The organism is Pseudomonas deceptionensis (assembly GCF_900106095.1).
In the GTDB taxonomy this organism is placed as follows: domain Bacteria; phylum Pseudomonadota; class Gammaproteobacteria; order Pseudomonadales; family Pseudomonadaceae; genus Aquipseudomonas; species Aquipseudomonas deceptionensis.
On sequence record NZ_FNUD01000002.1, the window covers coordinates 2,916,393 to 2,938,817 of the forward strand.

Consider the following 22,425-nt stretch of genomic DNA (forward strand, 5'->3'; position numbering starts at 1 on the left):
TCGACAGACAAGAAAGAGGAACCCATGAGCAAGCAGATTCTGATTCTCCCAGGCGACGGTATTGGTCCGGAAATCATGGCCGAAGCGGTCAAGGTGCTGGCGTTGGCCAACGACAAGTTCAACCTGGACTTTGAGCTGACCCATGACGTGATCGGCGGCGCAGCCATCGACAAGCATGGCGTGCCACTGGCGGATGAAACCCTTGAGCGTGCCCGTGTATCCGACGCGGTACTGCTGGGCGCCGTGGGTGGCCCTAAATGGGACAAGATCGACCGTGATATCCGCCCTGAGCGCGGCCTGCTGAAAATCCGTGCGCAATTGGGTCTGTTCGGCAACCTGCGTCCTGCGATCCTGTATCCGCAACTGGCGGATGCTTCGAGCCTCAAGCCTGAAATCGTTGCGGGCCTGGACATCCTTATTGTTCGCGAGCTGACTGGCGGCATCTATTTCGGCTCCCCGCGCGGCACCCGCGAGTTGGAAAATGGCGAGCGTCAGGCCTATGACACGCTGCCGTACAGCGAAAGCGAAATCCGTCGCATCGCCCGTGTCGGTTTCGACATGGCCCGTGTTCGCGGCAAAAAGCTGTGTTCGGTAGACAAGGCCAACGTACTTGCTTCCAGCCAACTGTGGCGTGAAGTGGTCGAACAAGTGGCCAAGGACTACCCGGACGTTGAGCTGAGCCACATGTACGTCGACAACGCCGCCATGCAGCTGGTGCGTGCGCCGAAGCAATTTGACGTGATCGTGACCGAGAACATGTTCGGCGACATCCTGTCCGATCAGGCTTCGATGCTCACCGGATCGATCGGCATGCTGCCGTCGGCGTCCCTGGACACCAACAACAAGGGCATGTACGAGCCATGCCACGGTTCGGCGCCGGACATCGCGGGGCAGGGCATTGCCAACCCGCTGGCGACCATTCTGTCGGTATCGATGATGCTGCGTTACAGCTTCAATCAGGCCGGCGCAGCTGACGCAATCGAACAGGCGGTAAGCCTGGTTCTGGACCAGGGTTTGCGTACCGGTGACATCTGGTCGGCGGGTTGCACCAAGGTCGGAACACAGGAAATGGGCGATGCAGTAGTCGCCGCGCTACAGAATCTGTAATCTCTCTGGCCCGTTACTTCCTGTTGGTGGAAGTAACGACCCCACTTTTTGTTAAAGGTGTCGTTGTGATGAAGCGTGTAGGTCTGGTCGGTTGGCGCGGTATGGTTGGTTCCGTGCTCATGCAGCGGATGCTGGAAGAGCAGGATTTCGATCTTATCGAGCCAGTGTTTTTCACTACCTCCAATGTCGGTGGACAAGGTCCGTCCGTGGGCAAGGATATTGCCCCGCTCAAGGATGCTTACAACATTGAAGAGTTAAAAACCCTCGATGTGATTCTGACCTGCCAGGGCGGCGACTACACCACCGAGGTGTTCCCCAAACTGCGTGAGGCGGGCTGGCAGGGTTACTGGATTGATGCGGCGTCGAGCCTGCGGATGCAGGATGACGCGGTTATTGTTCTGGACCCGGTCAACCGTCGTGTGATTGACCAGCAGCTGGATGCGGGCACCAAGAACTACATCGGCGGCAACTGCACCGTCAGCCTGATGCTGATGGGCCTGGGTGGCCTGTTCGAAGCAGGTCTGGTTGAGTGGATGAGCGCCATGACCTACCAGGCGGCTTCGGGCGCCGGTGCGCAGAACATGCGTGAACTGATCAAGCAAATGGGCGCGACCCATGCTGCGGTTGCGGATCAACTGGCCGACCCGGCCAGCGCCATCCTCGACATTGATCGTCGTGTGGCCGAAGCCATGCGCAGCGATGCCTACCCGACCGAAAACTTCGGCGTGCCACTGGCTGGCAGCTTGATCCCGTGGATCGACAAAGAGCTGCCAAACGGTCAAAGCCGCGAAGAGTGGAAGGCCCAGGCCGAAACCAACAAGATCCTGGGTCGCTTCAAGAACCCGGTTCCTGTGGATGGTATCTGCGTGCGTATCGGTGCGATGCGTTGCCACAGCCAGGCGTTGACCATCAAGCTGAACAAAGATGTGCCGATTGCGGATATCGAAGGCCTGATCAGCCAGCACAACCCTTGGGTCAAGCTGGTGCCGAATCAGCGTGAAGCCAGCATTCAAGAGCTGAGCCCGACCAGGGTGACAGGCACCCTGAATGTGCCGGTTGGCCGTCTGCGCAAGCTGAACATGGGTTCGCAGTTCCTTGGTGCGTTCACCGTGGGCGACCAGTTGTTGTGGGGTGCGGCTGAGCCGTTGCGCCGCATGCTGCGGATCTTGCTGGAGCGTTAATTCGCCCCTGGCAACACCCAAGCCCGCATCTCGAAAGAGGCGCGGGCTTTTTGTTGGATTATCAGGTGGCTATAAACCGTAGCGTTGTCATCATCCATCAAATAGGTCGGTTGCGTTGCCTGTCGCAGTTGCGCCCGGTACAGTGCCGCTCCCCACGTTTCGCCTGAGGTAGACACATGAACCAGTCCTTCGATATCGCCGTTGTTGGCGCCACCGGCACTGTCGGCGAAACCATCGTACAGATCCTGGAAGAGCGCAATTTCCCGATAGCGGACTTGCACCTGCTGGCAAGCAGCGAGTCAGTCGGGCATTCGGTGCCTTTTCGAGGCAAAAACGTAAGAGTGCGTGAAGTCGACGAGTTCGATTTCAGCAAAGTACAGCTTGCATTCTTTGCTGCTGGTCCCGCCGTTACCCTGAGCTTTGCCGCCAAGGCTCGCGCCGCCGGTTGCATGATCGTGGACTTGTCCGGAGCCTTGCCTTCGGCCCAGGCGCCGCAGGTGGTGCCCGAGGCCAATGCACAGGCATTGAGCGGTTTGTCGCAGCCGGTGCAGGTCAGCAGCCCAAGCCCTTCGGCGACAGCCCTTGCGGTGGCACTGGCCCCCTTGCGCGGTTTGCTCCAGATCGAGCAGCTCAATGTGACCGCGTGCCTGGCGGTGTCTACCCAGGGGCGCGAAGCGGTTGCCGAGCTGGCACGCCAAACCACGGCACTGCTGAATCTGCACCCGCTGGAAACCAGCTTCTTTGATCGCCAGGTGGCGTTCAACGCGCTGGCCCAGGTCGGCAAGCCGGACGCCCAGGGGCATGTGCCGCTCGAAAAGCGCCTGGTGACCGAACTGCGTGAAGTGCTGGGCATGCCCGCGCTGAAAATGTCGGTCACTTGCATTCAAGTGCCGGTATTTTTTGGCGATAGCTTTAGTGTGTCGCTGCAGTTGGCCGGGCCGGTGGATCTGAAGGCGGTCAATGCGGCACTTGAAGCCGGGGACTGCATCGAACTTGTCGAAGATGGCGACTATCCTACAGCTGTAGGGGATGCAGTCGGGCAGGACGTGGTGTATGTCGGACGCGTGCGTCACGGTGTGGACGACACATCGCAGCTCAACCTGTGGCTGACTTCGGACAACGTGCGCAAGGGCGCTGCGCTGAACGCCGTGCAGTTGGCTGAGTTGTTGATAAAAGACCTGCTGTAAAAGATACTTGGCGCCAATTTGTAGCAGGTTGTCACAGAGGACCAGCGGCGGTCGTCGCAGTTAAGCTGCTGTCAGGGCTTGCAGGTGTAACGGGGCAGTGTGCCGGGTAAAAGCCCCGGGCCTGCCTTCAGGCAGCAGCTATACAGGCCTCGTGGGACGAGTTCTGTACCAATAAGGAAGAGGCTATGGTTCAGGTTCGCAAATTAGTGTTAGCAATCGCCGCCGCTTCGGCGCTGTCATCCGGTATGGCACAGGCGCTTGGGCTCGGGGAGCTGACCCTCAAGTCGACCCTGAATCAGCCGTTGCTGGCCGAAATCGAGTTGCTGGACGTGAAGGATCTGACGGCTGCGCAAGTGGTGCCGAGCCTGGCCCCGGCCCAGGACTTCAGCAACGAGGGCGTGCCACGGCCGGCCTTTCTGGAGGATCTGCGCTTTACCCCGGTGATTAACGCCGACGGCAAGAGCGTGCTGCGCGTTACCTCCAGCCAGCCGTTGTCCGAGCCTTTCGTAAAATTCCTGGTGCAAGTGATGTGGCCAAATGGCCGCTTGCTGCGCGACTACAGCGTTCTGCTCGACCCTGCAAAGTTCTCGCCCCAGACCGCAGCCGCTGCTGCATCGGCACCCGCTTCTGCATCTGCCGAGCCTGGGCAATACACCACCACGGCCCGCGACACCCTGTGGGAAATTGCCGCCAAGGCGCGCAATGGTGGCTCGGTCCAGCAGACCATGCTGGCGATTCAGGCTCTGAACCCAGATGCCTTTATCAACGGCAATATCAACCGTCTTAAAACCGGCCAGGTGCTGCGTTTGCCGGATGCCACGCAAAGCGTGCAGTTGGCTCAGGCCAAGGCCGTCAACGAAGTTGCTTCGCAAAATGCCGACTGGCGTAACGGCCGTCGCACGGTGCCACTGGCCCAGCAACTGGACGCAACCGGTCGCCAGCCGGCGCGGCCCCCTGTTGCCAAAACGCCAACCCGGGACGGTCTGAGCCTGGTGTCGGGGCAGGCGGGTAAAGCCGCGGGCAAGGGAAATGCCGGGGATGCCAGCCAGGTCAATGACAAGCTGGCGGTGGCCCAGGAAGGGCTGGACAGCACTCGCCGTGAAAACGTCGAACTGCAAAGCCGCATGCAAGACTTGCAAAGCCAGCTGGACAAACTGCAACGCCTGATTGATTTGAAAAACAATCAACTGGCCAGGCTTGAGGCTGGAAGCGAGGCGCCTGTGGACCCGGCCGTTGCCATAGCGGCCGCCCCCGGGGTGCAGCCGGCGGACTCGCCGGAAGCCGATATTGCGCCGGCACTCGAGGGCGTACCTGCGACGGCGGTCGCGCCAGCGCCGGTTGAAAGCACTGCGGCACCGAGCGTCGAGCGTAAAATTCAGGACCTGTTGGGTAGCCCGCTGTTGCTCGGGCTGGTCGGTGGCGCAGCGGTTTTGATGCTGCTCTTGCTATTGCTGCTGGTTCGCCGGCGCAAAGCCCTGCTGGCCTCTCAGCGGCATGAGCGCATGGCGCGGGATCTCGAAGAAGAGTCCGGCTTTGCGATGGATCTGGACATGCCGCCAAGCAGCTTCGAAGGGCTGGAAACCCCTTCGCGCAGCGTCACACTTGAGCCGGCACCTGCATCTGTCGTTCACACCGTCGCTCCCGTAGCGGCGCCCGTGTCGTTGAGCAAGCCCAGGCCCGCAGCAGATGTGCAGGCTGAGGCTCAGCACTTGATCGAGCAGCGCCAGTTGCGCGAAGCCGAAGCGTTGCTCAGGGCATCGATCGATCAGGCCCCGGACCGCTGTGACCTGCGCCTCAGGCTGATGGAAGTCTATGGCGAGCTGGGCGAGCGGGAAGCCTTTGTCGCGCAAGAGCGTCAGCTGGTCGCCAATGGCAAAAACCACACCGAAGTCGAGCAGCTTAAGAAGCAATACCCGGCCATGTTGGCGGGGGCGGCGGGCATCGCCACCGCCGCAGTGGCCACGCAGCTGCAAGCGCAGTTCGTCCAGGAAATGATGCGTGACGACCGCGAGGTAGAGCCGGAACCCGAAACTGCACCTCCCGTTGAAGCCTTTGATCACGATTTCGACCTGAGCCTTGACGAACTGGAAGCGGCCTCGCCTGCCGAAGTTCCGTCGCAGCCAGTCCTCGACAAGCCTGCAGCGGACAGCTTTGAAGCGGTGCTTGAGCAGCAGGCGCAGGTCCAGTCTGCCCATGAAGACGTGACGGATTTTGATCTGGACCTGCCGGCGGATTTCGATCTGTCCCTGGCGGACGAGAGCGCTCCGGCTCCGGCGGCACCGGACAGCTTTTCGCTTGAGCTGGACAAGGTCAATGCCGAGTTGCAGCGCCTGTCGCAAAGCATGGAAGAGTCGTCCCTGGCGCAGCCTTTTGCCGATGACGAGCCTGAGTTCGACTTCCTTTCGGGTGCCGATGAAACGGCAACCAAACTCGATCTGGCCCAGGCGTATATCGACATGGGCGACGACGAGGGCGCGCGGGATATCCTGACCGAAGTGATGGAAGAGGGTAACCCGCAGCAGCAGGCCGAAGCCCTGGAAATGATTTCGCGTCTGACCTGAATCCACAGCCCTTCGTAGTCGCTGCCGAAGGCTGCGAAGGGGTGCGGAGCAAGCCGTTATTTGAAAGCCGGTTGCTCATCTTTCCAGTCTTCTGCAGCGATCACAGCCTTGTGCCTGCCTCAAGGTTCCAGTGGTTTTTGTTGCTCGCTCATCATTTGTTTCATGGCGTCTTGCCGGGCGCGCCCTATAATGGCCGCCTTTGCGTTTATGAGCAGGCTGTAAGTCCTTGGCAAATATAGATAACCCAGCCGCTGAAATGGCTGCCGACGGTTTTTCCCGAATCGCGCTAGGCGTGGAATACAAAGGCTCGCGCTACTGCGGCTGGCAGCGTCAGGCCAATGGTGTGCTGACGGTTCAGGAAACCCTGGAAAACGCCTTGTCAAAAGTCGCGGCCTCTCCGGTGTCATTGATGTGCGCCGGGCGTACCGATGCCGGTGTGCATGCCTGCGGACAAGTGGTGCACTTTGACACCCGGGCCGAACGCTCGCTGAAAGCCTGGGTGATGGGGGCTAATATCAATTTGCCCCACGACATCAGCGTCAGTTGGGCCAAGGTCATGCCGGCGCACTTTCATGCGCGCTTCAAGGCCATCGCCAGACGCTACCGCTATGTGATCTACAACGATCAGATCCGACCCGCGCACCTGAACCAGGAAGTGACCTGGAATCACCGCCCGCTGGACGTCGAGCGGATGGCCGAAGCGGCCCGTTACCTGCTGGGCGTGCATGACTTCAGTGCTTTTCGCGCCGGCCAGTGCCAGGCTAAATCCCCGATCAAGGAAATGCACCATCTGCGAGTGACGCGTCACGGGCAGATGATCGTGCTGGATATTCGTGCCAGTGCCTTTTTGCACCACATGGTGCGCAATATCGCCGGGGTGTTGATGACCATCGGCACGGGCGAGCGGCCTGTGGAGTGGATCAAGGAAGTGCTGGAAAGCCGTGAGCGTCGCTCCGGTGGCGTGACGGCGCATCCCTATGGCCTGTATCTGGTGCAAGTTGAGTATCGCGATGAGTTCCAATTGCCGGAACGTTACATCGGTCCACACTTCCTGACCGGTTTTACTGAACTGGACGGCTGACGCCCGGATAAGCATTTGTTACCATCCGGGGCTTTCACGTTCAGCCTTGGGGTGTAGTCGACATGTCAGCCGTTCGCAGCAAGATCTGCGGTATTACCTGCATAGATGATGCGCTGGCCGCAGTAGCCGCCGGGGCTGACGCCATTGGTTTTGTGTTTTATGCAAAAAGCCCGCGTGCCGTATCGGCGCAGCAGGCGCGAGCCATCATTGCGGCCTTGCCGCCTTTTGTGACCACGGTGGGGTTGTTCGTCAATGCCGGCGCCTGCGAGCTGAATGAAACGCTGGATGCCGTGCCGCTGGATTTGTTGCAGTTTCATGGTGATGAAACCCCCGAGCAGTGCGAGGGTTATCACCGGCCTTACATCAAGGCCTTGCGAGTGAAGGCCGGCGATGACATTGCCGGTGCCTGCAAGGCCTATGCAGGGGCCAGCGGTATTTTGCTCGATGCCTATGTTGAGGGCGTGCCGGGTGGAACCGGACAGGCCTTTGACTGGTCTTTGATACCACAGGGCCTGAGCAAGCCGATTATTCTGGCGGGTGGTCTGACGCCCGGGAACGTTGCCGATGCCATCGCGCAAGTGCGGCCTTATGCCGTCGATGTGAGTGGCGGGGTAGAAAAGAGCAAGGGCATCAAGGACCACGACAGGATTCGTGCCTTCATGCGAGCGGTACGCGCAACAAACTGATGCCCGATGTGACGGCTGGCAATCTGCCGCCGTCCATCCATACCGTCGTAAAAAAGCAGGCGGGCCCGGTAGTTTGACGGGCAGAAATTAAAGTGACAGCCGCTCTGGGGCGTGTTGTCGGGAAGGCTGAGGGTTTCAGGGGGTCGCTGGTTTGCCGTGTGCTGACCGCTCCCCTGGCAATCATCGCCACACACCTAATGAATTTAGCTCAAGGGCATACACGGGGCCTGAACCCAAGCGTTCTGGCCACCGGTACTGGAGAAAGAAAGCATGAGCAACTGGTTGGTAGACAAGCTGATTCCTTCGATCATGCGTTCCGAGGTCAAAAAGAGCTCGGTACCTGAAGGCCTGTGGCACAAATGCCCGTCTTGCGACGCTGTGCTTTATCGTCCGGAGCTTGAAAAGACCCTGGACGTTTGCCCCAAGTGTAATCACCACATGCGCATTGGTGCGCGTGCCCGCATCGATATCTTCCTGGATGCCGACGGCCGTGCCGAGCTGGGTGCAGACCTGGAACCGGTTGACCGTCTCAAGTTCCGCGACAGCAAAAAGTACAAGGATCGTCTGGTCGGTGCACAAAAGCAGACCGGCGAAAAAGACGCCCTGATTTCCATGAGCGGCACCCTGCTGGGCATGCCGGTGGTGGTGTCTGCGTTTGAGTTCTCCTTCATGGGTGGCTCGATGGGTGCCATTGTCGGCGAGCGTTTTGTCCGTGCTGCCAACTACGCCCTGGAAAACCGTTGCCCAATGATCTGCTTCGCTGCTTCTGGCGGTGCGCGGATGCAGGAAGCGCTGATTTCCCTGATGCAAATGGCCAAGACCTCTGCGGTACTGGCGCGTCTGCGTGAAGAAGGCATTCCGTTTATCTCGGTACTGACCGACCCGGTCTACGGTGGCGTTTCGGCCAGCCTGGCGATGCTTGGCGATGTGATCGTGGCTGAGCCAAAGGCGCTGATCGGCTTTGCCGGCCCGCGCGTAATCGAGCAGACCGTTCGCGAAAAATTGCCAGAAGGCTTCCAGCGCAGCGAATTTTTGCTGGAGCACGGTGCAATCGACCTGATCGTTGCGCGTCAGGAACTGCGTCCGCGTCTGGGCAGCCTGCTGGCCCAAATGATGGGCCTGCCGAAACCTGAATACGTTGCCCCGCCGGTCGTGGCGATTGTTGTTCCGCCGGTACCTGCAAACATATGACTCAGCGCACCCTTGGCGAGTGGCTCGCCTATCTTGAACAGCTGCATCCATCCGCCATTGACATGGGCCTGGATCGCGCGCGCGAGGTAACGAACCGCATGGGGCTGCAAAAGCCTGCGCCTCGGGTGGTGACGGTTACGGGCACCAATGGCAAGGGCTCGACCTGTGCGTTTGTGGCAGCGTTGCTGCAGGCGCAAGGGCTCAAGGTGGGGGTCTACAACTCTCCCCATCTGCTGCGCTATAACGAGCGCGTACAAATTGACGGTGTTGAAGTCTCTGACGAACAGCTTTGCGAGGCTTTCGTGGCCCTGGAAGCAGGGCGGGGCGAGACTTCCCTGACTTATTTTGAAATGGGCACGTTGGCGGCGTTCTGGTTGTTCGAGCGTGCCCAGCTGGATGCTGTGGTGCTGGAAGTAGGGCTGGGCGGTCGACTGGATGCGGTCAATCTGGTGGATGCCGATATGGCGCTGGTTACCAGCATTGGCGTGGATCACGTTGAATATCTAGGCAATACCCGCGAATCGGTGGCCTATGAAAAGGCCGGGATTTTCCGTGCGGGCAAACCTGCCCTGTGCGGCGATACGAATCCGCCCCACACATTGCTCGACAAGGCCAGCGAGCTGGGTTGCCCGCTGTTCGTGCGGGGGCGTGACTTTGACCTGGCCAGTGCGGAGCAGGTCTGGCACTGGCGCGGCCTTGATGCCAAAGGGCAAGCTGTAGATTTGCGCGACATCCCGTTGCTGGATCTGCCCATGGAAAACGCCGCCCTGGCGGTACAGGCGTATGCATTGACTGAACTGCCCTGGCAGCCGGCGCGTATCATCAGTGCGTTGACCGGTACCCGGGTTGCGGGGCGTCTGGATCGTCGCCAGTTCAACTGGCAGGGCAAAACCCTGAACCTGCTGCTGGATGTGGGGCACAACCCCCATGCCGCCGAGTACCTGGTGCGGCGTCTTGCCCAGCGCCCGGTGGTCGGCAAGCGCCTGGCGGTGTTCGGCCTGCTGGTGGACAAGGACCTGGATGGCGTAGTGTCACCGCTGGCGTCGTCGGTCGAGCATTGGGCAGTTGCGCCGTTGAACACTGGGCGTACGCGGCCGGTGGCCGAGGTTCAGGCCGCGCTGCAAGGCCTGCAAGCGTCGGTTTCGGCCCACGACAGTGTGGCTGCGGCGCTGGAGGCTCAGTGCGAACGGGCCACCCCGGAAGACGAAATCGTATTGTTCGGATCATTTTACTGTGTCGCCGAAGCGCTCGAGTGGTTGCAGCGGCGTGCCATGGAGGAAGCTGCAAATGGCTTTGCTGGATAAGGTATTCAAGCAGCGAATGGTAGGCGCCCTGGTATTGGTGGCGCTGGCAGTGATTTTCCTGCCGATGTTGTTCTCGCGTCAGGACGAGCAGCGTCAGATCCAGGTGGATGCGCCTACGGCACCTGAAATGCCGGTCATGGCGCCGGTTCAGGTCGAGCCTGTGGCCGTACCAGAGCCGCAAGTGATTGCCGAAGAGCCTGCGCCGGCCGTGCAGGAAGTGGTTGCCGCTCCGGTCGCAGCCCCTGCACCGGTGGCCCCCGTGGTGGCAAAGCCGCCAGTGGTTGCGCCAAAGCCACCGGCTGTTACGCCGGCGCAAACCGTTGCCCAGGCACCGTCGAAGCTCGATACCACACAAAAACGCGTTGATCCTGATGGTTTGCCAATCAGCTGGTCGGTTCAGCTGGTGAGTCTGTCCAACCGAGCAAGCGCCGATAACCTGCAAAAAACCCTACGAAATAAAGGGTATAACGCCTATGTGCGTTCTTCTGGCGGGATGAACCGGGTTTTTGTCGGGCCATTGCTTGAGCGTGCAGAGGCTGACCGCCTGCGTGATTTGCTCGGTAAGCAGCAGAATCTCAAGGGTTTTGTGGTGCGCTTCCAGCCTGAACGTGGTTGAGACTGTAAAAAGGTTCAATCTGATTGCTCAAGCACGGATAAATCGCCTTACCTGAGCGGCGGCGCTCTGCTAAAATGCGCCGCCTTATCTGTCCGTAGGCTGAACTGTGCCATTTACCTGGGTTGACTGGGCGATCGTTGCAATTATCGCCATCTCCGCTTTGATCAGCTTGAAGCGCGGCTTCGTTAAAGAGGCCTTGTCGCTGTGCACGTGGATCATTGCCGGGGTTGTAGCCTGGATGTTCGGCGGTTCACTGTCGCAATACCTCTCCGGATATATCGAAACACCTTCCGCCCGCGTTATCGTCGGGTGCACCATCATGTTTGTCGCCACCCTCCTGGTAGGCGCAATGATCAATTTTCTTATCGGCGAACTGATTCGCGTCACCGGGTTGTCCGGGACCGATCGTTTTCTTGGCATGGCCTTCGGCGCGGCGCGTGGCGCGTTGCTGGTGGTCGTGGCAGTCGGGCTGTTGAGCCTGGGGCCGGTACAGCAAGACTCGTGGTGGCAAGAGTCGAGGCTCGTGCCACAATTTCTATTGGTTGCCGATTGGTCGAAAAACCTCATTTTGGGGTGGAGTAGCCAGTGGTTGGCCAGCGGTATCAGCGTACCTGCTGATATTCCGTTCAAGGAGCATCTCTTGCCGGCCAATCTGGCCAAGTAAGCGGTGCTCAGTTCAGATCCATTAAGTAGGGGTTGCGTCGCATGTGTGGCATCGTCGGTATCGTCGGTAAGTCGAACGTCAATCAGGCGCTGTATGACGCGCTAACCGTCCTCCAGCACCGCGGCCAGGATGCTGCCGGTATTGTGACCAGCCATAATGGCCGGTTATTTCTGCGCAAGGACAACGGGCTAGTTCGTGACGTGTTTCATCAGCGTCACATGCAGCGCCTGGTCGGCAACGTGGGCATTGGCCACGTGCGCTATCCAACCGCAGGCAGCTCGACTTCAGCTGAAGCCCAGCCGTTTTATGTCAACTCGCCGTATGGCATCACCCTGGCGCATAACGGCAACCTGACCAACGTTGAGCAGCTGGCCAAGGAGATTTACGAATCTGACTTGCGTCACGTCAACACCAACTCCGATTCGGAAGTCCTGCTTAACGTCTTCGCTCACGAGCTGGCCCAGCGTGGCAAGCTGCAGCCGACCGAAGAAGACGTGTTCGCCGCAGTCACTGACGTACACAACCGCTGCCGCGGCGGTTACGCCGTTGTAGCGATGATTACCGGCTACGGTATCGTCGGCTTCCGTGACCCTAACGCCATTCGTCCTATCGTCTTCGGTCAGCGTCATACCGACGAAGGCGTCGAGTACATGATCGCTTCCGAAAGCGTTTCGCTGGACGTGCTGGGCTTCACCCTGATTCGCGATCTGGCGCCGGGCGAAGCGGTTTACATCACCAATGATGGCAAGCTGCACACCCGTCAGTGCGCGGTGAACCCGCAATTGACCCCGTGCATCTTCGAACACGTGTACCTGGCGCGCCCGGATTCGATCATCGACGGTATCTCTGTATACAAGGCCCGTCTGCGCATGGGTGAGAAGCTCGCCGAGAAGATCCTGCGCGAGCGTCCTGAGCACGACATCGACGTGGTTATCCCTATTCCGGACACCAGCCGCTGCGCTGCGCTGGAGCTGGCCAACCACCTTGGCGTCAAGTTTCGCGAAGGCTTCGTGAAAAACCGCTACATCGGCCGTACCTTCATCATGCCGGGCCAGGCTGCACGTAAAAAATCCGTGCGTCAGAAGCTCAACGCCATCGAACTCGAATTCCGTGGCAAGAACGTGATGCTGGTGGACGACTCGATCGTACGGGGCACCACTTGCAAGCAGATCATTCAGATGGCCCGCGAAGCCGGTGCCAAGAATGTTTACTTCTGCTCGGCTGCTCCCGCAGTTCGTTATCCGAACGTGTATGGCATCGACATGCCAAGCGCTCATGAGCTGATTGCACACAATCGCACCACCCAGGAAGTGGCCGAACTGATCGGTGCTGACTGGCTGATCTATCAGGACCTGCCTGACCTGATCGAGGCGGTAGGTGGTGGCAAGGTCAAGATCGACACGTTCGACTGTGCGGTGTTTGACGGCAAGTACGTGACCGGCGACGTCGACGCGGACTACCTGGAGCGAATCGAGCGTGCGCGCAACGATGCCTCCAAGGTGGTTGCTCAAGGTGTCGGTGCGACGATAGGCTTGTACAACAACTAAGTGTTCACCAAACCGGCCCTGATGGGCCGGTTTGCGTTTCTCCAATACAAAGCAAATACAGAGCAAGGAGTGGTCAGCATGAGTCAGGATTGGGATGCGGGTCGGCTGGACAGCGACCTCGATGGCGTAGCGTTCGACACCTTGGCTGTGCGTGCCGGCCAGCACCGTACGCCAGAAGGCGAACACGGTGATGCAATGTTCCTGACCTCCAGCTATGTGTTCCGTACGGCGGCGGATGCTGCGGCACGGTTCTCGGGCGAGGTGGCAGGCAACGTTTATTCTCGTTACACCAACCCCACCGTTCGCGCCTTTGAAGAGCGCATCGCTGCCCTTGAAGGTGCCGAGCAGGCCGTGGCGACTGCAACGGGCATGGCGGCCATCCTGTCGGTGGTTATGAGTCTGTGCAGCGCCGGTGACCATATTCTGGTGTCGCGTAGCGTATTCGGTTCGACCATCAGCCTGTTCGAGAAGTACTTCAAGCGCTTTGGTATTGAGGTTGATTACGTGCCTCTGGCCGAACTGGCTGGCTGGGACGAAGCCATCAAGTCCAACACCAAATTGCTGTTTGTCGAGTCGCCGTCCAACCCGCTGGCTGAACTGGTGGACATCGCGGCTCTTGCCCGGATTGCACAGGCCAAGGGTGCCATGCTGGTGGTCGACAACTGCTTTTGCACGCCTGCCTTGCAGCAGCCGCTGAAGCTGGGTGCGGACATCGTGGTGCATTCGGCCACCAAATTCATCGATGGCCAGGGCCGTTGCATGGGGGGTGTGGTTGCCGGTCGTGTCGAGCTGATGAAAGAGATCGTCGGCTTCTTGCGCACTGCCGGGCCAACCCTGAGCCCGTTCAATGCCTGGATCTTCCTCAAGGGCCTCGAAACCCTGAACCTGCGCATGCGCGCTCACTGCGCCAGTGCCCAGGCGCTGGCAGAGTGGCTGGAGCAACAGGACGGCGTTGAAAAGGTTTACTACGCGGGTCTCAAGAGCCATCCGCAGCATGAGTTGGCCATGCGTCAGCAGCGCGGGTTCGGTGCGGTCGTCAGCTTTGAGGTCAAGGGTGGCAAAGAGGGCGCCTGGCGCTTTATCGATGCAACGCGCCTGATCTCGATCACGGCCAACCTGGGTGACAGCAAAACCACCATTACCCACCCGGCGACCACTTCCCATGGTCGCCTTGCACCGCAAGAGCGTGCGTCGGCGGGTATTCGTGACAGCCTGATCCGTGTGGCGGTGGGTCTGGAAGACGTCGCCGACCTGCAAGCGGACCTTGCGCGTGGCCTGGCTGCGCTGTGATCGACCGCATGACCGAAGCACCGGTGAGTGAGAATGGCCGCGTAGCGCTGGTAACAGGCGCTGCGCGGGGCATTGGCCTGGGGATTGCTGCCTGGCTGGTCAGCGAAGGCTGGCAAGTGGTGCTGGCTGACATCGACCGTGCCCGGGGTGCCAAAGTGGCGAAGGCGTTGGGCGAGAGTGCCTGGTTTTTGACCCTGGATGTTTCGGTCGAGGCCGATGTCATTCAGTGCGTCGCACAAATACTGGGTCAATTTGGCCGGCTGGACGGGCTGGTGTGCAACGCGGCGATTGCCGACCCGCACAACAAACCCCTGGAAAGTCTGGATCTGCAGCAGTGGAACCGGGTCATGGCGGTCAATCTCACCGGGCCGATGTTGCTGGCCAAGCATTGCGCGCCGTACTTGCGTACGCATAGCGGTTCGATCGTCAATCTGACCTCCACCCGCGCTCACCAGTCGCAGCCTGATACCGAGGCTTATGTGGCGAGCAAGGGCGGGTTGCTGGCATTGACCCACGCGCTGGCGATCAGTCTTGGGCCGCAGGTGCGGGTCAATGCGGTGAGTCCGGGCTGGATCGATGCCCGGGCCCCCTCCGTGAGGCGCGCAGAGCCCCTGACAGAGGCCGATCATGCCCAGCACCCGGTTGGCCGGGCAGGGTGCGTGGAAGACGTTGCATCCATGGTCGCGTGGCTGCTGTCGCGTAACGCCGGGTTTGTGACGGGGCAGGAGTTTGTGGTCGACGGCGGCATGAGCAGGAAGATGATTTACGAGGAATAGGGGCCGCGCGCTGCAGGTGAGTCTTTTTTGCTTATTTTGAAAAAAACTCAATCTTGTCCTTGACTTAGGTTCAATACCTGCGTAAATTTCGCGGCCTCAACGAAGCAAAGGGTGATTAGCTCAGCTGGGAGAGCATCTGCCTTACAAGCAGAGGGTCGGCGGTTCGATCCCGTCATCACCCACCACTTCTTGAGATTCTCGCAAGAGAAAGGTCGTTCCGAAAGGAGCTGCCACCGACGCGCAGCGGTAGTTCAGTCGGTTAGAATACCGGCCTGTCACGCCGGGGGTCGCGGGTTCGAGTCCCGTCCGCTGCGCCATATTTGTACAAATCAGGTTCGCCTGGTTTGCGATTGAAAAGCACCGAAGCTTTTCATTCACAGGTTTCAAAGTTTCAAACGGACGCAAGTCCGAGCGATACGCAGCGGTAGTTCAGTCGGTTAGAATACCGGCCTGTCACGCCGGGGGTCGCGGGTTCGAGTCCCGTCCGCTGCGCCATATTTGCTTCAGAGCCCTTGAACTCTCTGTAGCTGCAAAGAAAGCGACCTTAGGGTCGCTTTTTTTGTGCCCGGGATTTTGCAAGACTCCAGCTAATGTGGGAGCGAGCCTGCTCGCGAAGATACTGGACGATAGCGCGTACTTGCCGGATTAACGCGAAGCTCTTAGCGCTTTTGCGAGCAGGCTCGCTCCCACAGTGAGGCCGTTTGGGTCTTCAGACCCCGATCGGACGCGACAAACTGCCCGCGATTATCACGACTTGATGCACAATACGCCCCGCACCGTTCTCTTCAGGATCCTTAATGCTCATGTCATTTCCCTTGCGTGCCGTGGTAGTCGCCCTTGTGCTGGCTGGACTCGCAGGTTGCTCGTCGAAGAAAACCGCGGTCTACGAGCATGAAAGTTTCGACGACTCCGGGACCTTCTCGCGCAATTACCCGGTCACTGACAAAGCCTCGTGCGAAGCCGCACGCCGCGCCTTGCTCAGCCAGGGTTACATCATTACCAGCAACGACCCGAAAATGATCAGCGGCCACAAGAGCTTCCAGCAAACCGGCGAAAGCCATCTGGAAATCAGCTTCAACGTGGTCTGTGCCGATGACGGTGGCTCGCAGCATCACGCCACGATGTTTGCCAACGCACTGCAGGACCGTTACGCGCTGAAAAAGGTCAACAACTCCGCCAGCCTCGGGGTCGGTGTGTTGGGCTCGGTGTCGATGCCGATCGGTTCGAGCGATGACTCAATGGTCAAGGTCGCCAGCGAAACCGTGTCTTCGCCGCAGTTCTATGACCGTTTTTTTGGTCTGGTCGAGGTGTTCCTGCCCAAGCCCAAGGAAGTGGAAAAAGCGCCTCACGCCCCGGAAAAGCCCAAGGTCGAGCTGGGTGTGCCGGAAGTTGCCCCTGCCAAGGTCGAAGCGGTTGCTCCAGTCCCGGTCTCGGTTCCAGTTCCGGCCCCAGCGCCTGAGCCGGTTGTAGTGCCCGTCAGCGAGCCTGTCGTAGCCCCGGCCGTCGTTGTGCCTGTCATCGCCCCGGTGGAGATCCCGGTGACGCTCACGTCGCCGCTCACGCCGGCCAGCGTGCCGCCTGAGCCGGTTACGCCAGTGGTCGGCCCTGAGCCCGCCCCTGTAGCTGAACCTGCCGTTGTAGAGCCTTTGGCGGCTCCATAAATGTGCGGTAAATCTCAAAAGCTCTGCTACGTTTACTGATGAGTCTTGACAGTGCCGGTGAAGGTGTCATTTTTCCTTCATGCGGGCACTTTATGCTCAGGCATGACTTAAACAAAACAGACTGAAAAGGGATGCTGCAATGGACGATTATCAGGAAGAGCTGCTTGAGTATCAGGCTTCTGAGCTGGACCCGCTGGACCCTGCTGACGACGCAACCGAACTTTGAGCTCCAGGTCGCTTCAAGCAGATTGGCGCTGACGACGTCGGTATTCTCCCGGCGTCTGCGCATTCCATCGCTTGAAAGCCCGCTGAAACGCCTCGGCTGAGGCAAACCCCAACAAATAGGCTATCTCGCCAAAGGCCAGTTCCGTATCGCGGATATAGGTCATGGCGAGGTCGCGACGCGTGTCGTTGAGAATGGCGCGAAATTGTGTGCCTTCCTCCGCGAGTTTGCGGCGCAAGGTCCAGGTCGGCAGCTTCAGGCGTGCCGCCACTTCTTCCAGGTCGGGCTCCCGGCCGCCATTGAGCAAAGGCCCCAGCAGTTGGGTGATGCGTTCGCGCAGGCTGCGGGTGCGGGTCAGTTGCTCCAGTTCCCGTTCGCACAATTGCAGCAGGTAGGCCCAGGTGCTTGGGCAGTGCTGCGGGTTGCGCAGGTCGAGCGTGGCGTGGTTCAGGCGCAGTTGGTTGGTCTCGGCCCGGAAATGCAGCGCCGCGCTGCCCAGCACGCTGTAGTGGTGGGCGTAGGCCGGCTCGCTGAACTCGATATCGATCTGTTCGCAGCTCAACGGTCGGGCCGCGACGGACGATAGGTGTTGCAACCAGCCGGCAATGATCGAGTCCACCACAAAGCGGTTGTAGGCGTTGTACGGGCTGATGGAGTAAAACCGCAGCCAGGCGCCCTGGGCGTCTTCGTGCAGGCTCGACTGGCCGCGGTAGTTGGAGCCATACAGGGCTTCAAAGCGAATCAGGGTGCGTGCCGCTTCGCGCACGGTGGGCGCCTGGGCGGCGGTGACACCGGCCAGCCCGACCTGGCTCAGGCGGCTGAGCTGGCCCATGCGCAAGCCCAGCGCGGGTTCGCCGGTCAGGGCAATCGCCGCGTGCCCCAGGCGCATGTAGCGCGGGATCGACAGGCGTGCCAGGGGCTGGGCGAGGCGGGCCGGGTCCAGCCCGAACTGTTCAAGCAAGGGCGCAGGGTCGTGGCCGCAGCTGTGCACGGCGTCTGCCAGGGCCTGCACGAACCCGACCGACAGATCCCCCAGGCGCATGGGCAGCGGTTTCATCGAGCTACAGCCAGAGGTTCAGCAGTCGGGCGCCAGTGCCCGGCTGGTCGGGGCTGGTCTGGCCGTTGCGGCTGATAAAGCCATGGCCGCCGCTGTACTTGTCCCAGAACTTGCCGCGCAAAAACACCGTGACCCCGGCCTCGGCCGTGCTGATGGGAGCGCTGCTGGTCAGGGTCAGGCGATGCCAGGCGTCGCCTTCGGTGACTTCGCCGGGCTTGAGACTGATCTCGCTGGGGGTCGATACGCTCTTGTATCCGCCCCAGGGCTGGTCCCAGGTGGTCTTGCCAATGATGAATGCCGGTACGGCAATCAGTTGTGCGCCTTTTTCGTTCAGCGTGCGGTAGTTCTCGGGGTACCAGCTGTCGCTGCCGATCAGGATGCCCAGGCGCCCGGCGGGGGTGTCCACTACGTTCAGTTCATGGTCGGGGCCCGGCTGGATATAGCTTTGTTCTTCGTAGGTCGGCAATAGCTGCAACTGCGGTGCACCTAGGGGTGCGCCGTCACGGCCAAAGACGATACTGCTGTTGTAAAGCGGGCCTGTACCGGGCAGCAGTTTGCCGTTTTCGATACGGGGGTCGGGCAGGGCAATGCTGCCGGCCACCAGGGTCACGCCGAACTCTTTGGCCAGGCCGCCAAACAGGGCCTGGTAATCAGCGGCCATGCTTTTGGCCTTCATGCGCAGGTGTGCATCGTTGACCCGGCTTTCGCCGTTGGCACGCAGCCATGCCCCGGCAAAGTCCAGAGGGTTGCTCAGTGCCAGCCAGCGCATCGCTTCATTGAGGTTGGGCGCCTGGTACAGCTCGTTCTTTTCGCCGCGAAACATCAGCCAGGAACCGATATGTTCCGGCAACACCACCACGGTCTTGTCGTTGAGCAAACCGGCGTCACGGGCTCTGTTCAAGTAGGCGGCCAGTTTCAGGCGCACCAGCTCCAGGCTTTGATAGTCGCGGGGGGACAGGTCGGGTTCGATGCCAAGCAGGTTGCCCCGGCCCTGGTCGGTGCCTTCGTTGATCGCCAGCTCGATGCGCAGGTCGGACAGGTAATGGCCGACATCCCGTTGCGTGGTCCAGTAGGCATAACCGCCGCCGGCGGCAGCAAGGGCGATCAGTAAGGTGCAGCCAAATAATGTGCGTATAGACATAGAACGGACAGCTATCAGCGGAATTCGAGGTCTAGGGTAGGTGGCGTATGCGGGCTTGCCAAGGGGTGCTGCACATTTGGGTTAATAATTTGTCACTTTGGGTCATTGAGTGGGGTCGATTGAGTCTTTACTGTGCCTCACATCAACGACGGGGGCCGCAGAGCTCCTCGCGTTCCGTGATTCAGACTGTTGTGGAGCTTACTGATGACTGCCGCTCACTACCCGCATTTACTGGCCCCGCTGGACCTGGGCTTTACCACCTTGCGCAACCGCAGCCTGATGGGTTCGATGCACACCGGCCTCGAAGAAAAGCCCGGTGGCTTTGAGCGCATGGCCGCCTACTTTGCCGAGCGTGCCAGAGGCGGTGTCGGCCTGATCGTGACAGGCGGCATTGCGCCCAACGACGAGGGGGGTGTGTACAGCGGCGCGGCCAAGCTGAGTACGGTTGAAGAGGCAGAAAAACACGTGGTGGTGACCCGCGCCGTGCACGATGCCGGGGGCAAGATTTGCCTGCAGATCCTGCACGCTGGGCGTTATGCCTACAGCCCGCGTCAGGTGGCTCCGAGTGCGATCCAGGCACCGATCAACCCGTTCAAGCCCAAGGAACTGGATGAAGAGGGCATCGAAAAGCAGATCAGCGACTTCGTGACCTGCGCCAGGCTGGCCCAGAGCGCCGGTTATGACGGTGTCGAGATCATGGGCTCGGAAGGTTATCTGATTAACCAGTTCCTGGCCGCGCACACCAACCAGCGCACTGACCGCTGGGGTGGCAGCTACGAGAACCGCATGCGTTTGCCGGTGGAAATCGTGCGCCGCGTACGCGAAGCCGTGGGCCCGAACTTCATCATTATTTATCGCCTGTCGATGCTTGATCTGGTGGCCGGCGGCAGCGTCTGGGAAGAAATCGTGCAGCTGGCCAAGGCCGTAGAGCTGGCCGGTGCGACCCTGATCAACACCGGCATCGGCTGGCACGAAGCGCGCATACCGACCATTGCCACCAAGGTGCCGCGCGGGGCGTTCAGCAAGGTCACGGCCAAGTTGCGTGGTTCGGTCAACGTGCCGCTGATCACCACCAACCGTATCAATACTCCGGAAATCGCTGAGCAGATCCTGGCCGAAGGCGACGCTGACATGGTGTCCATGGCGCGTCCGTTCCTGGCCGACCCGGAGTTCGTCAACAAGGCGGCCGCCGGGCGCAGCGATGAAATCAACACCTGCATCGGCTGCAACCAGGCCTGTCTGGATCACACCTTTGGCGGCAAGCTGACCAGTTGCCTGGTCAACCCCCGTGCGTGCCACGAAACCGAGCTCAACTACCTGCCCACCATTACGGTGAAAAAAATCGCCGTGGTCGGTGCTGGTCCGGCGGGGCTGTCAGCGGCCACCGTGGCGGCGGAGCGCGGGCATGAAGTGACGCTGTTCGATTCGGCCAGCGAGATTGGCGGCCAGTTCAACGTGGCCAAGCGTGTACCGGGCAAGGAAGAGTTCTTTGAAACCCTGCGCTACTTCAAGCGCAAGCTGCAAACCACCGGCGTTGAGCTGTGCCTGAACACCCGGGTGGATGTGCCGCAACTGCTGGCGGGCCAGTTTGACGAGATTATCCTGGCCACCGGGATTGCGCCGCGTACACCGGCGATCCCGGGCATCGACAACCCCAAGGTGTTGAGCTACCTGGACGTGATCCTGGGGCGCAAGCCGGTGGGCAGCAAGGTCGCCGTGATTGGCGCCGGCGGTATCGGTTTTGATGTGTCCGAGTTCCTGGTGCACCAGGGCGTGTCCACCAGCCAGGACCGCGAAGCGTTCTGGAAAGAGTGGGGCATTGATACGCAACTGGAAGCCCGCGGCGGCGTTGCCGGTATCAAACCCGAAGTGCATGCCCCGGCGCGTCAAGTGTTCCTGCTGCAACGCAAAGCCAGCAAGGTGGGTGACGGCCTGGGCAAGACCACCGGCTGGATTCACCGTGCAGGCCTGAAAAACAAGCAGGTGCAGATGCTCAACAGCGTTGAATACCTGAACATCGACGATGCAGGGCTGCACATCCGCATTGGCGAGGGCGAGCCGCAGGTATTGCCGGTGGACAATATTGTGATCTGCGCCGGGCAGGACCCGTTGCGCGAGTTGCAGGATGGTCTGGTTGCGGCAGGTCAGAGCGTGCATTTGATTGGCGGCGCCGACGTGGCGGCCGAGCTGGATGCCAAGCGTGCGATCAACCAGGGGTCGAGATTGGCGGCGCAGCTTTAACCCTCACCCCAACCCTCTCCCAAAGGGAGAGGGGGCTGGTTTGTGGCGTTGCGAAGAGCTGCTTTGGCCTTTAGTTCCCTCTCCCTCCGGGAGAGGGCTAGGGTGAGGGGCTCTTAATGCACGATCTGCGCTAAAAACGCCTTGGCCCGCGGGCTTTTCGGCGCGTTGAAGAACTCCTCGGGCGGCGAGTCCTCGATCACCATGCCGCCATCCAGAAACAACACCCGCTCGGCCACCTGACGGGCGAAACCCATTTCGTGGGTCACGCACAGCATGGTCATGCCGCTGCCGGCCAGGTTGACCATCACGTCCAGCACTTCGCTGACCATTTCCGGGTCCAGCGCCGAGGTGGGCTCATCGAACAGCATGATCTTCGGCTCCATGCACAGCGCACGGGCAATGGCGACGCGTTGCTGCTGGCCGCCCGACAGCTGGCTCGGGTATTTGTCCGCCTGGCTGGCAATCCCGACCTTGGTCAGAAAATGCTGCGCCAGTTCAATCGCCTTTTTGCGCGACAAACCTCGCACCGACATCGGCGCCAGGATGCAGTTGTCGATTACGCTCATGTGCGGGAACAGGTTGAAATGCTGAAACACCATGCCGATTTCGCTGCGCACCTTGCTCGCTTCCCGGGTGGGCTGCGACAGGTCGGTGTCGTTGATCAGGATGCGGCCCTGCTCGGCGATTTCCAGCCGGTTGATACAGCGGATCAAGGTCGATTTGCCGGAGCCGGAAGGGCCGCACAGCACGATGCGTTCACCTTCGCGGACCTTGAGGTCGATGCCCTTGAGGACGTGAAAGGCGCTGTAGTACTTGTTCAGGCCGGCGATATCCACCACCACCTTGCGGGTGTCGGTGACTGGTGACACAGGGTGAACGTAAGCAGATTGTGCGTGCATGGTGTGTCTCCA

The 22,425-nt window shown here is 60.3% G+C and carries 18 protein-coding genes and 3 tRNA genes; 18 read left to right on the forward strand and 3 right to left on the reverse strand.

Annotated features, from left to right (window positions below; translation table 11 throughout):
* Nucleotides 1-24: 24 nt before the first annotated feature.
* From leuB to BLW11_RS13395, 17 genes are all read left to right on the forward strand, one after another.
* A complete protein-coding gene (leuB, locus tag BLW11_RS13310) occupies nucleotides 25-1,107 on the forward strand; it encodes a 3-isopropylmalate dehydrogenase (RefSeq protein ID WP_048358296.1) in 1,083 nt (360 codons plus the stop codon).
* Nucleotides 1,108-1,175: 68 nt separating this feature from the next.
* The gene (asd, locus tag BLW11_RS13315) at nucleotides 1,176-2,288 is read left to right on the forward strand and encodes an aspartate-semialdehyde dehydrogenase (protein WP_048358295.1); all 1,113 of its coding nucleotides are present in this window, start codon (nucleotides 1,176-1,178) and stop codon (nucleotides 2,286-2,288) included.
* Nucleotides 2,289-2,464: 176 nt separating this feature from the next.
* Nucleotides 2,465-3,475: an aspartate-semialdehyde dehydrogenase gene (locus BLW11_RS13325; RefSeq protein ID WP_048358293.1), complete on the forward strand. Its 1,011-nt coding sequence runs from the start codon at nucleotides 2,465-2,467 to the stop codon at nucleotides 3,473-3,475.
* A gap of 185 nt (nucleotides 3,476-3,660) precedes the next feature.
* Nucleotides 3,661-6,036 carry a FimV/HubP family polar landmark protein gene (locus tag BLW11_RS13330; RefSeq protein WP_048358292.1) on the forward strand — a complete coding sequence of 792 codons (2,376 nt, stop codon included), beginning with the start codon at nucleotides 3,661-3,663 and terminating at the stop codon, nucleotides 6,034-6,036.
* A gap of 256 nt (nucleotides 6,037-6,292) precedes the next feature.
* Nucleotides 6,293-7,117 (forward strand): tRNA pseudouridine(38-40) synthase TruA, encoded by an 825-nt coding sequence (truA, locus tag BLW11_RS13335; protein ID WP_048358291.1) that lies wholly within the window; start codon nucleotides 6,293-6,295, stop codon nucleotides 7,115-7,117.
* Between the two features lie 62 nt (nucleotides 7,118-7,179).
* Complete coding sequence (locus tag BLW11_RS13340; RefSeq protein WP_048358290.1) at nucleotides 7,180-7,803, forward strand: phosphoribosylanthranilate isomerase; 624 nt, start codon at nucleotides 7,180-7,182, stop codon at nucleotides 7,801-7,803.
* Nucleotides 7,804-8,073: 270 nt separating this feature from the next.
* A complete protein-coding gene (gene accD, locus BLW11_RS13345) occupies nucleotides 8,074-8,994 on the forward strand; it encodes an acetyl-CoA carboxylase, carboxyltransferase subunit beta (RefSeq protein ID WP_048358289.1) in 921 nt (306 codons plus the stop codon).
* Nucleotides 8,991-10,298 (forward strand): bifunctional tetrahydrofolate synthase/dihydrofolate synthase, encoded by a 1,308-nt coding sequence (gene folC / locus BLW11_RS13350; protein ID WP_048358288.1) that lies wholly within the window; start codon nucleotides 8,991-8,993, stop codon nucleotides 10,296-10,298. The genes accD and folC overlap by 4 nt, the downstream gene beginning before the upstream one ends.
* Nucleotides 10,282-10,914, forward strand: a complete 633-nt coding sequence (locus BLW11_RS13355) for an SPOR domain-containing protein (RefSeq protein WP_048358287.1) — start codon at nucleotides 10,282-10,284, stop codon at nucleotides 10,912-10,914. Before folC ends, BLW11_RS13355 begins: the two co-directional genes overlap by 17 nt.
* Nucleotides 10,915-11,020: 106 nt before the next feature.
* Complete coding sequence (locus BLW11_RS13360; RefSeq protein WP_048358286.1) at nucleotides 11,021-11,578, forward strand: CvpA family protein; 558 nt, start codon at nucleotides 11,021-11,023, stop codon at nucleotides 11,576-11,578.
* A gap of 41 nt (nucleotides 11,579-11,619) precedes the next feature.
* Nucleotides 11,620-13,125: an amidophosphoribosyltransferase gene (gene purF, locus BLW11_RS13365; RefSeq protein ID WP_048358285.1), complete on the forward strand. Its 1,506-nt coding sequence runs from the start codon at nucleotides 11,620-11,622 to the stop codon at nucleotides 13,123-13,125.
* 78 nt (nucleotides 13,126-13,203) lie between these two features.
* A complete protein-coding gene (locus BLW11_RS13370; protein WP_048359481.1) occupies nucleotides 13,204-14,415 on the forward strand; it encodes an O-succinylhomoserine sulfhydrylase in 1,212 nt (403 codons plus the stop codon).
* Nucleotides 14,416-14,423: 8 nt separating this feature from the next.
* Entirely contained in the window at nucleotides 14,424-15,191 is a 768-nt protein-coding gene (locus tag BLW11_RS13375; protein WP_048359480.1) for an SDR family oxidoreductase, read from the forward strand.
* Between the two features lie 109 nt (nucleotides 15,192-15,300).
* Nucleotides 15,301-15,376: transfer RNA gene (locus BLW11_RS13380), tRNA-Val, on the forward strand.
* 55 nt (nucleotides 15,377-15,431) lie between these two features.
* A tRNA-Asp gene (locus tag BLW11_RS13385) sits at nucleotides 15,432-15,508 on the forward strand.
* A gap of 101 nt (nucleotides 15,509-15,609) precedes the next feature.
* Nucleotides 15,610-15,686 (forward strand) — tRNA-Asp (locus BLW11_RS13390).
* Nucleotides 15,687-15,988: 302 nt separating this feature from the next.
* Nucleotides 15,989-16,852, forward strand: a complete 864-nt coding sequence (locus tag BLW11_RS13395) for a DUF2242 domain-containing protein (RefSeq protein WP_048358284.1) — start codon at nucleotides 15,989-15,991, stop codon at nucleotides 16,850-16,852.
* Between the two features lie 239 nt (nucleotides 16,853-17,091).
* Here the strand turns inward: BLW11_RS13395 and BLW11_RS13400 are convergent, their stop codons facing one another.
* Together BLW11_RS13400 and BLW11_RS13405 are read right to left on the reverse strand one after the other, a co-directional pair.
* Nucleotides 17,092-18,132: an AraC family transcriptional regulator gene (locus BLW11_RS13400; protein WP_048358283.1), complete on the reverse strand. Its 1,041-nt coding sequence runs from the start codon at nucleotides 18,130-18,132 to the stop codon at nucleotides 17,092-17,094.
* Nucleotides 18,133-18,136: 4 nt separating this feature from the next.
* Nucleotides 18,137-19,267: a nitrilase-related carbon-nitrogen hydrolase gene (locus BLW11_RS13405; protein WP_048359479.1), complete on the reverse strand. Its 1,131-nt coding sequence runs from the start codon at nucleotides 19,265-19,267 to the stop codon at nucleotides 18,137-18,139.
* Nucleotides 19,268-19,477: 210 nt separating this feature from the next.
* On the opposite strand from BLW11_RS13405, the gene BLW11_RS13410 reads away from it, so the two are divergent.
* Complete coding sequence (locus BLW11_RS13410; RefSeq protein WP_048358282.1) at nucleotides 19,478-21,514, forward strand: NADPH-dependent 2,4-dienoyl-CoA reductase; 2,037 nt, start codon at nucleotides 19,478-19,480, stop codon at nucleotides 21,512-21,514.
* Between the two features lie 113 nt (nucleotides 21,515-21,627).
* Here the strand turns inward: BLW11_RS13410 and BLW11_RS13415 are convergent, their stop codons facing one another.
* Nucleotides 21,628-22,413 carry an amino acid ABC transporter ATP-binding protein gene (locus tag BLW11_RS13415; RefSeq protein WP_048358281.1) on the reverse strand — a complete coding sequence of 262 codons (786 nt, stop codon included), beginning with the start codon at nucleotides 22,411-22,413 and terminating at the stop codon, nucleotides 21,628-21,630.
* Nucleotides 22,414-22,425: the final 12 nt, after the last annotated feature.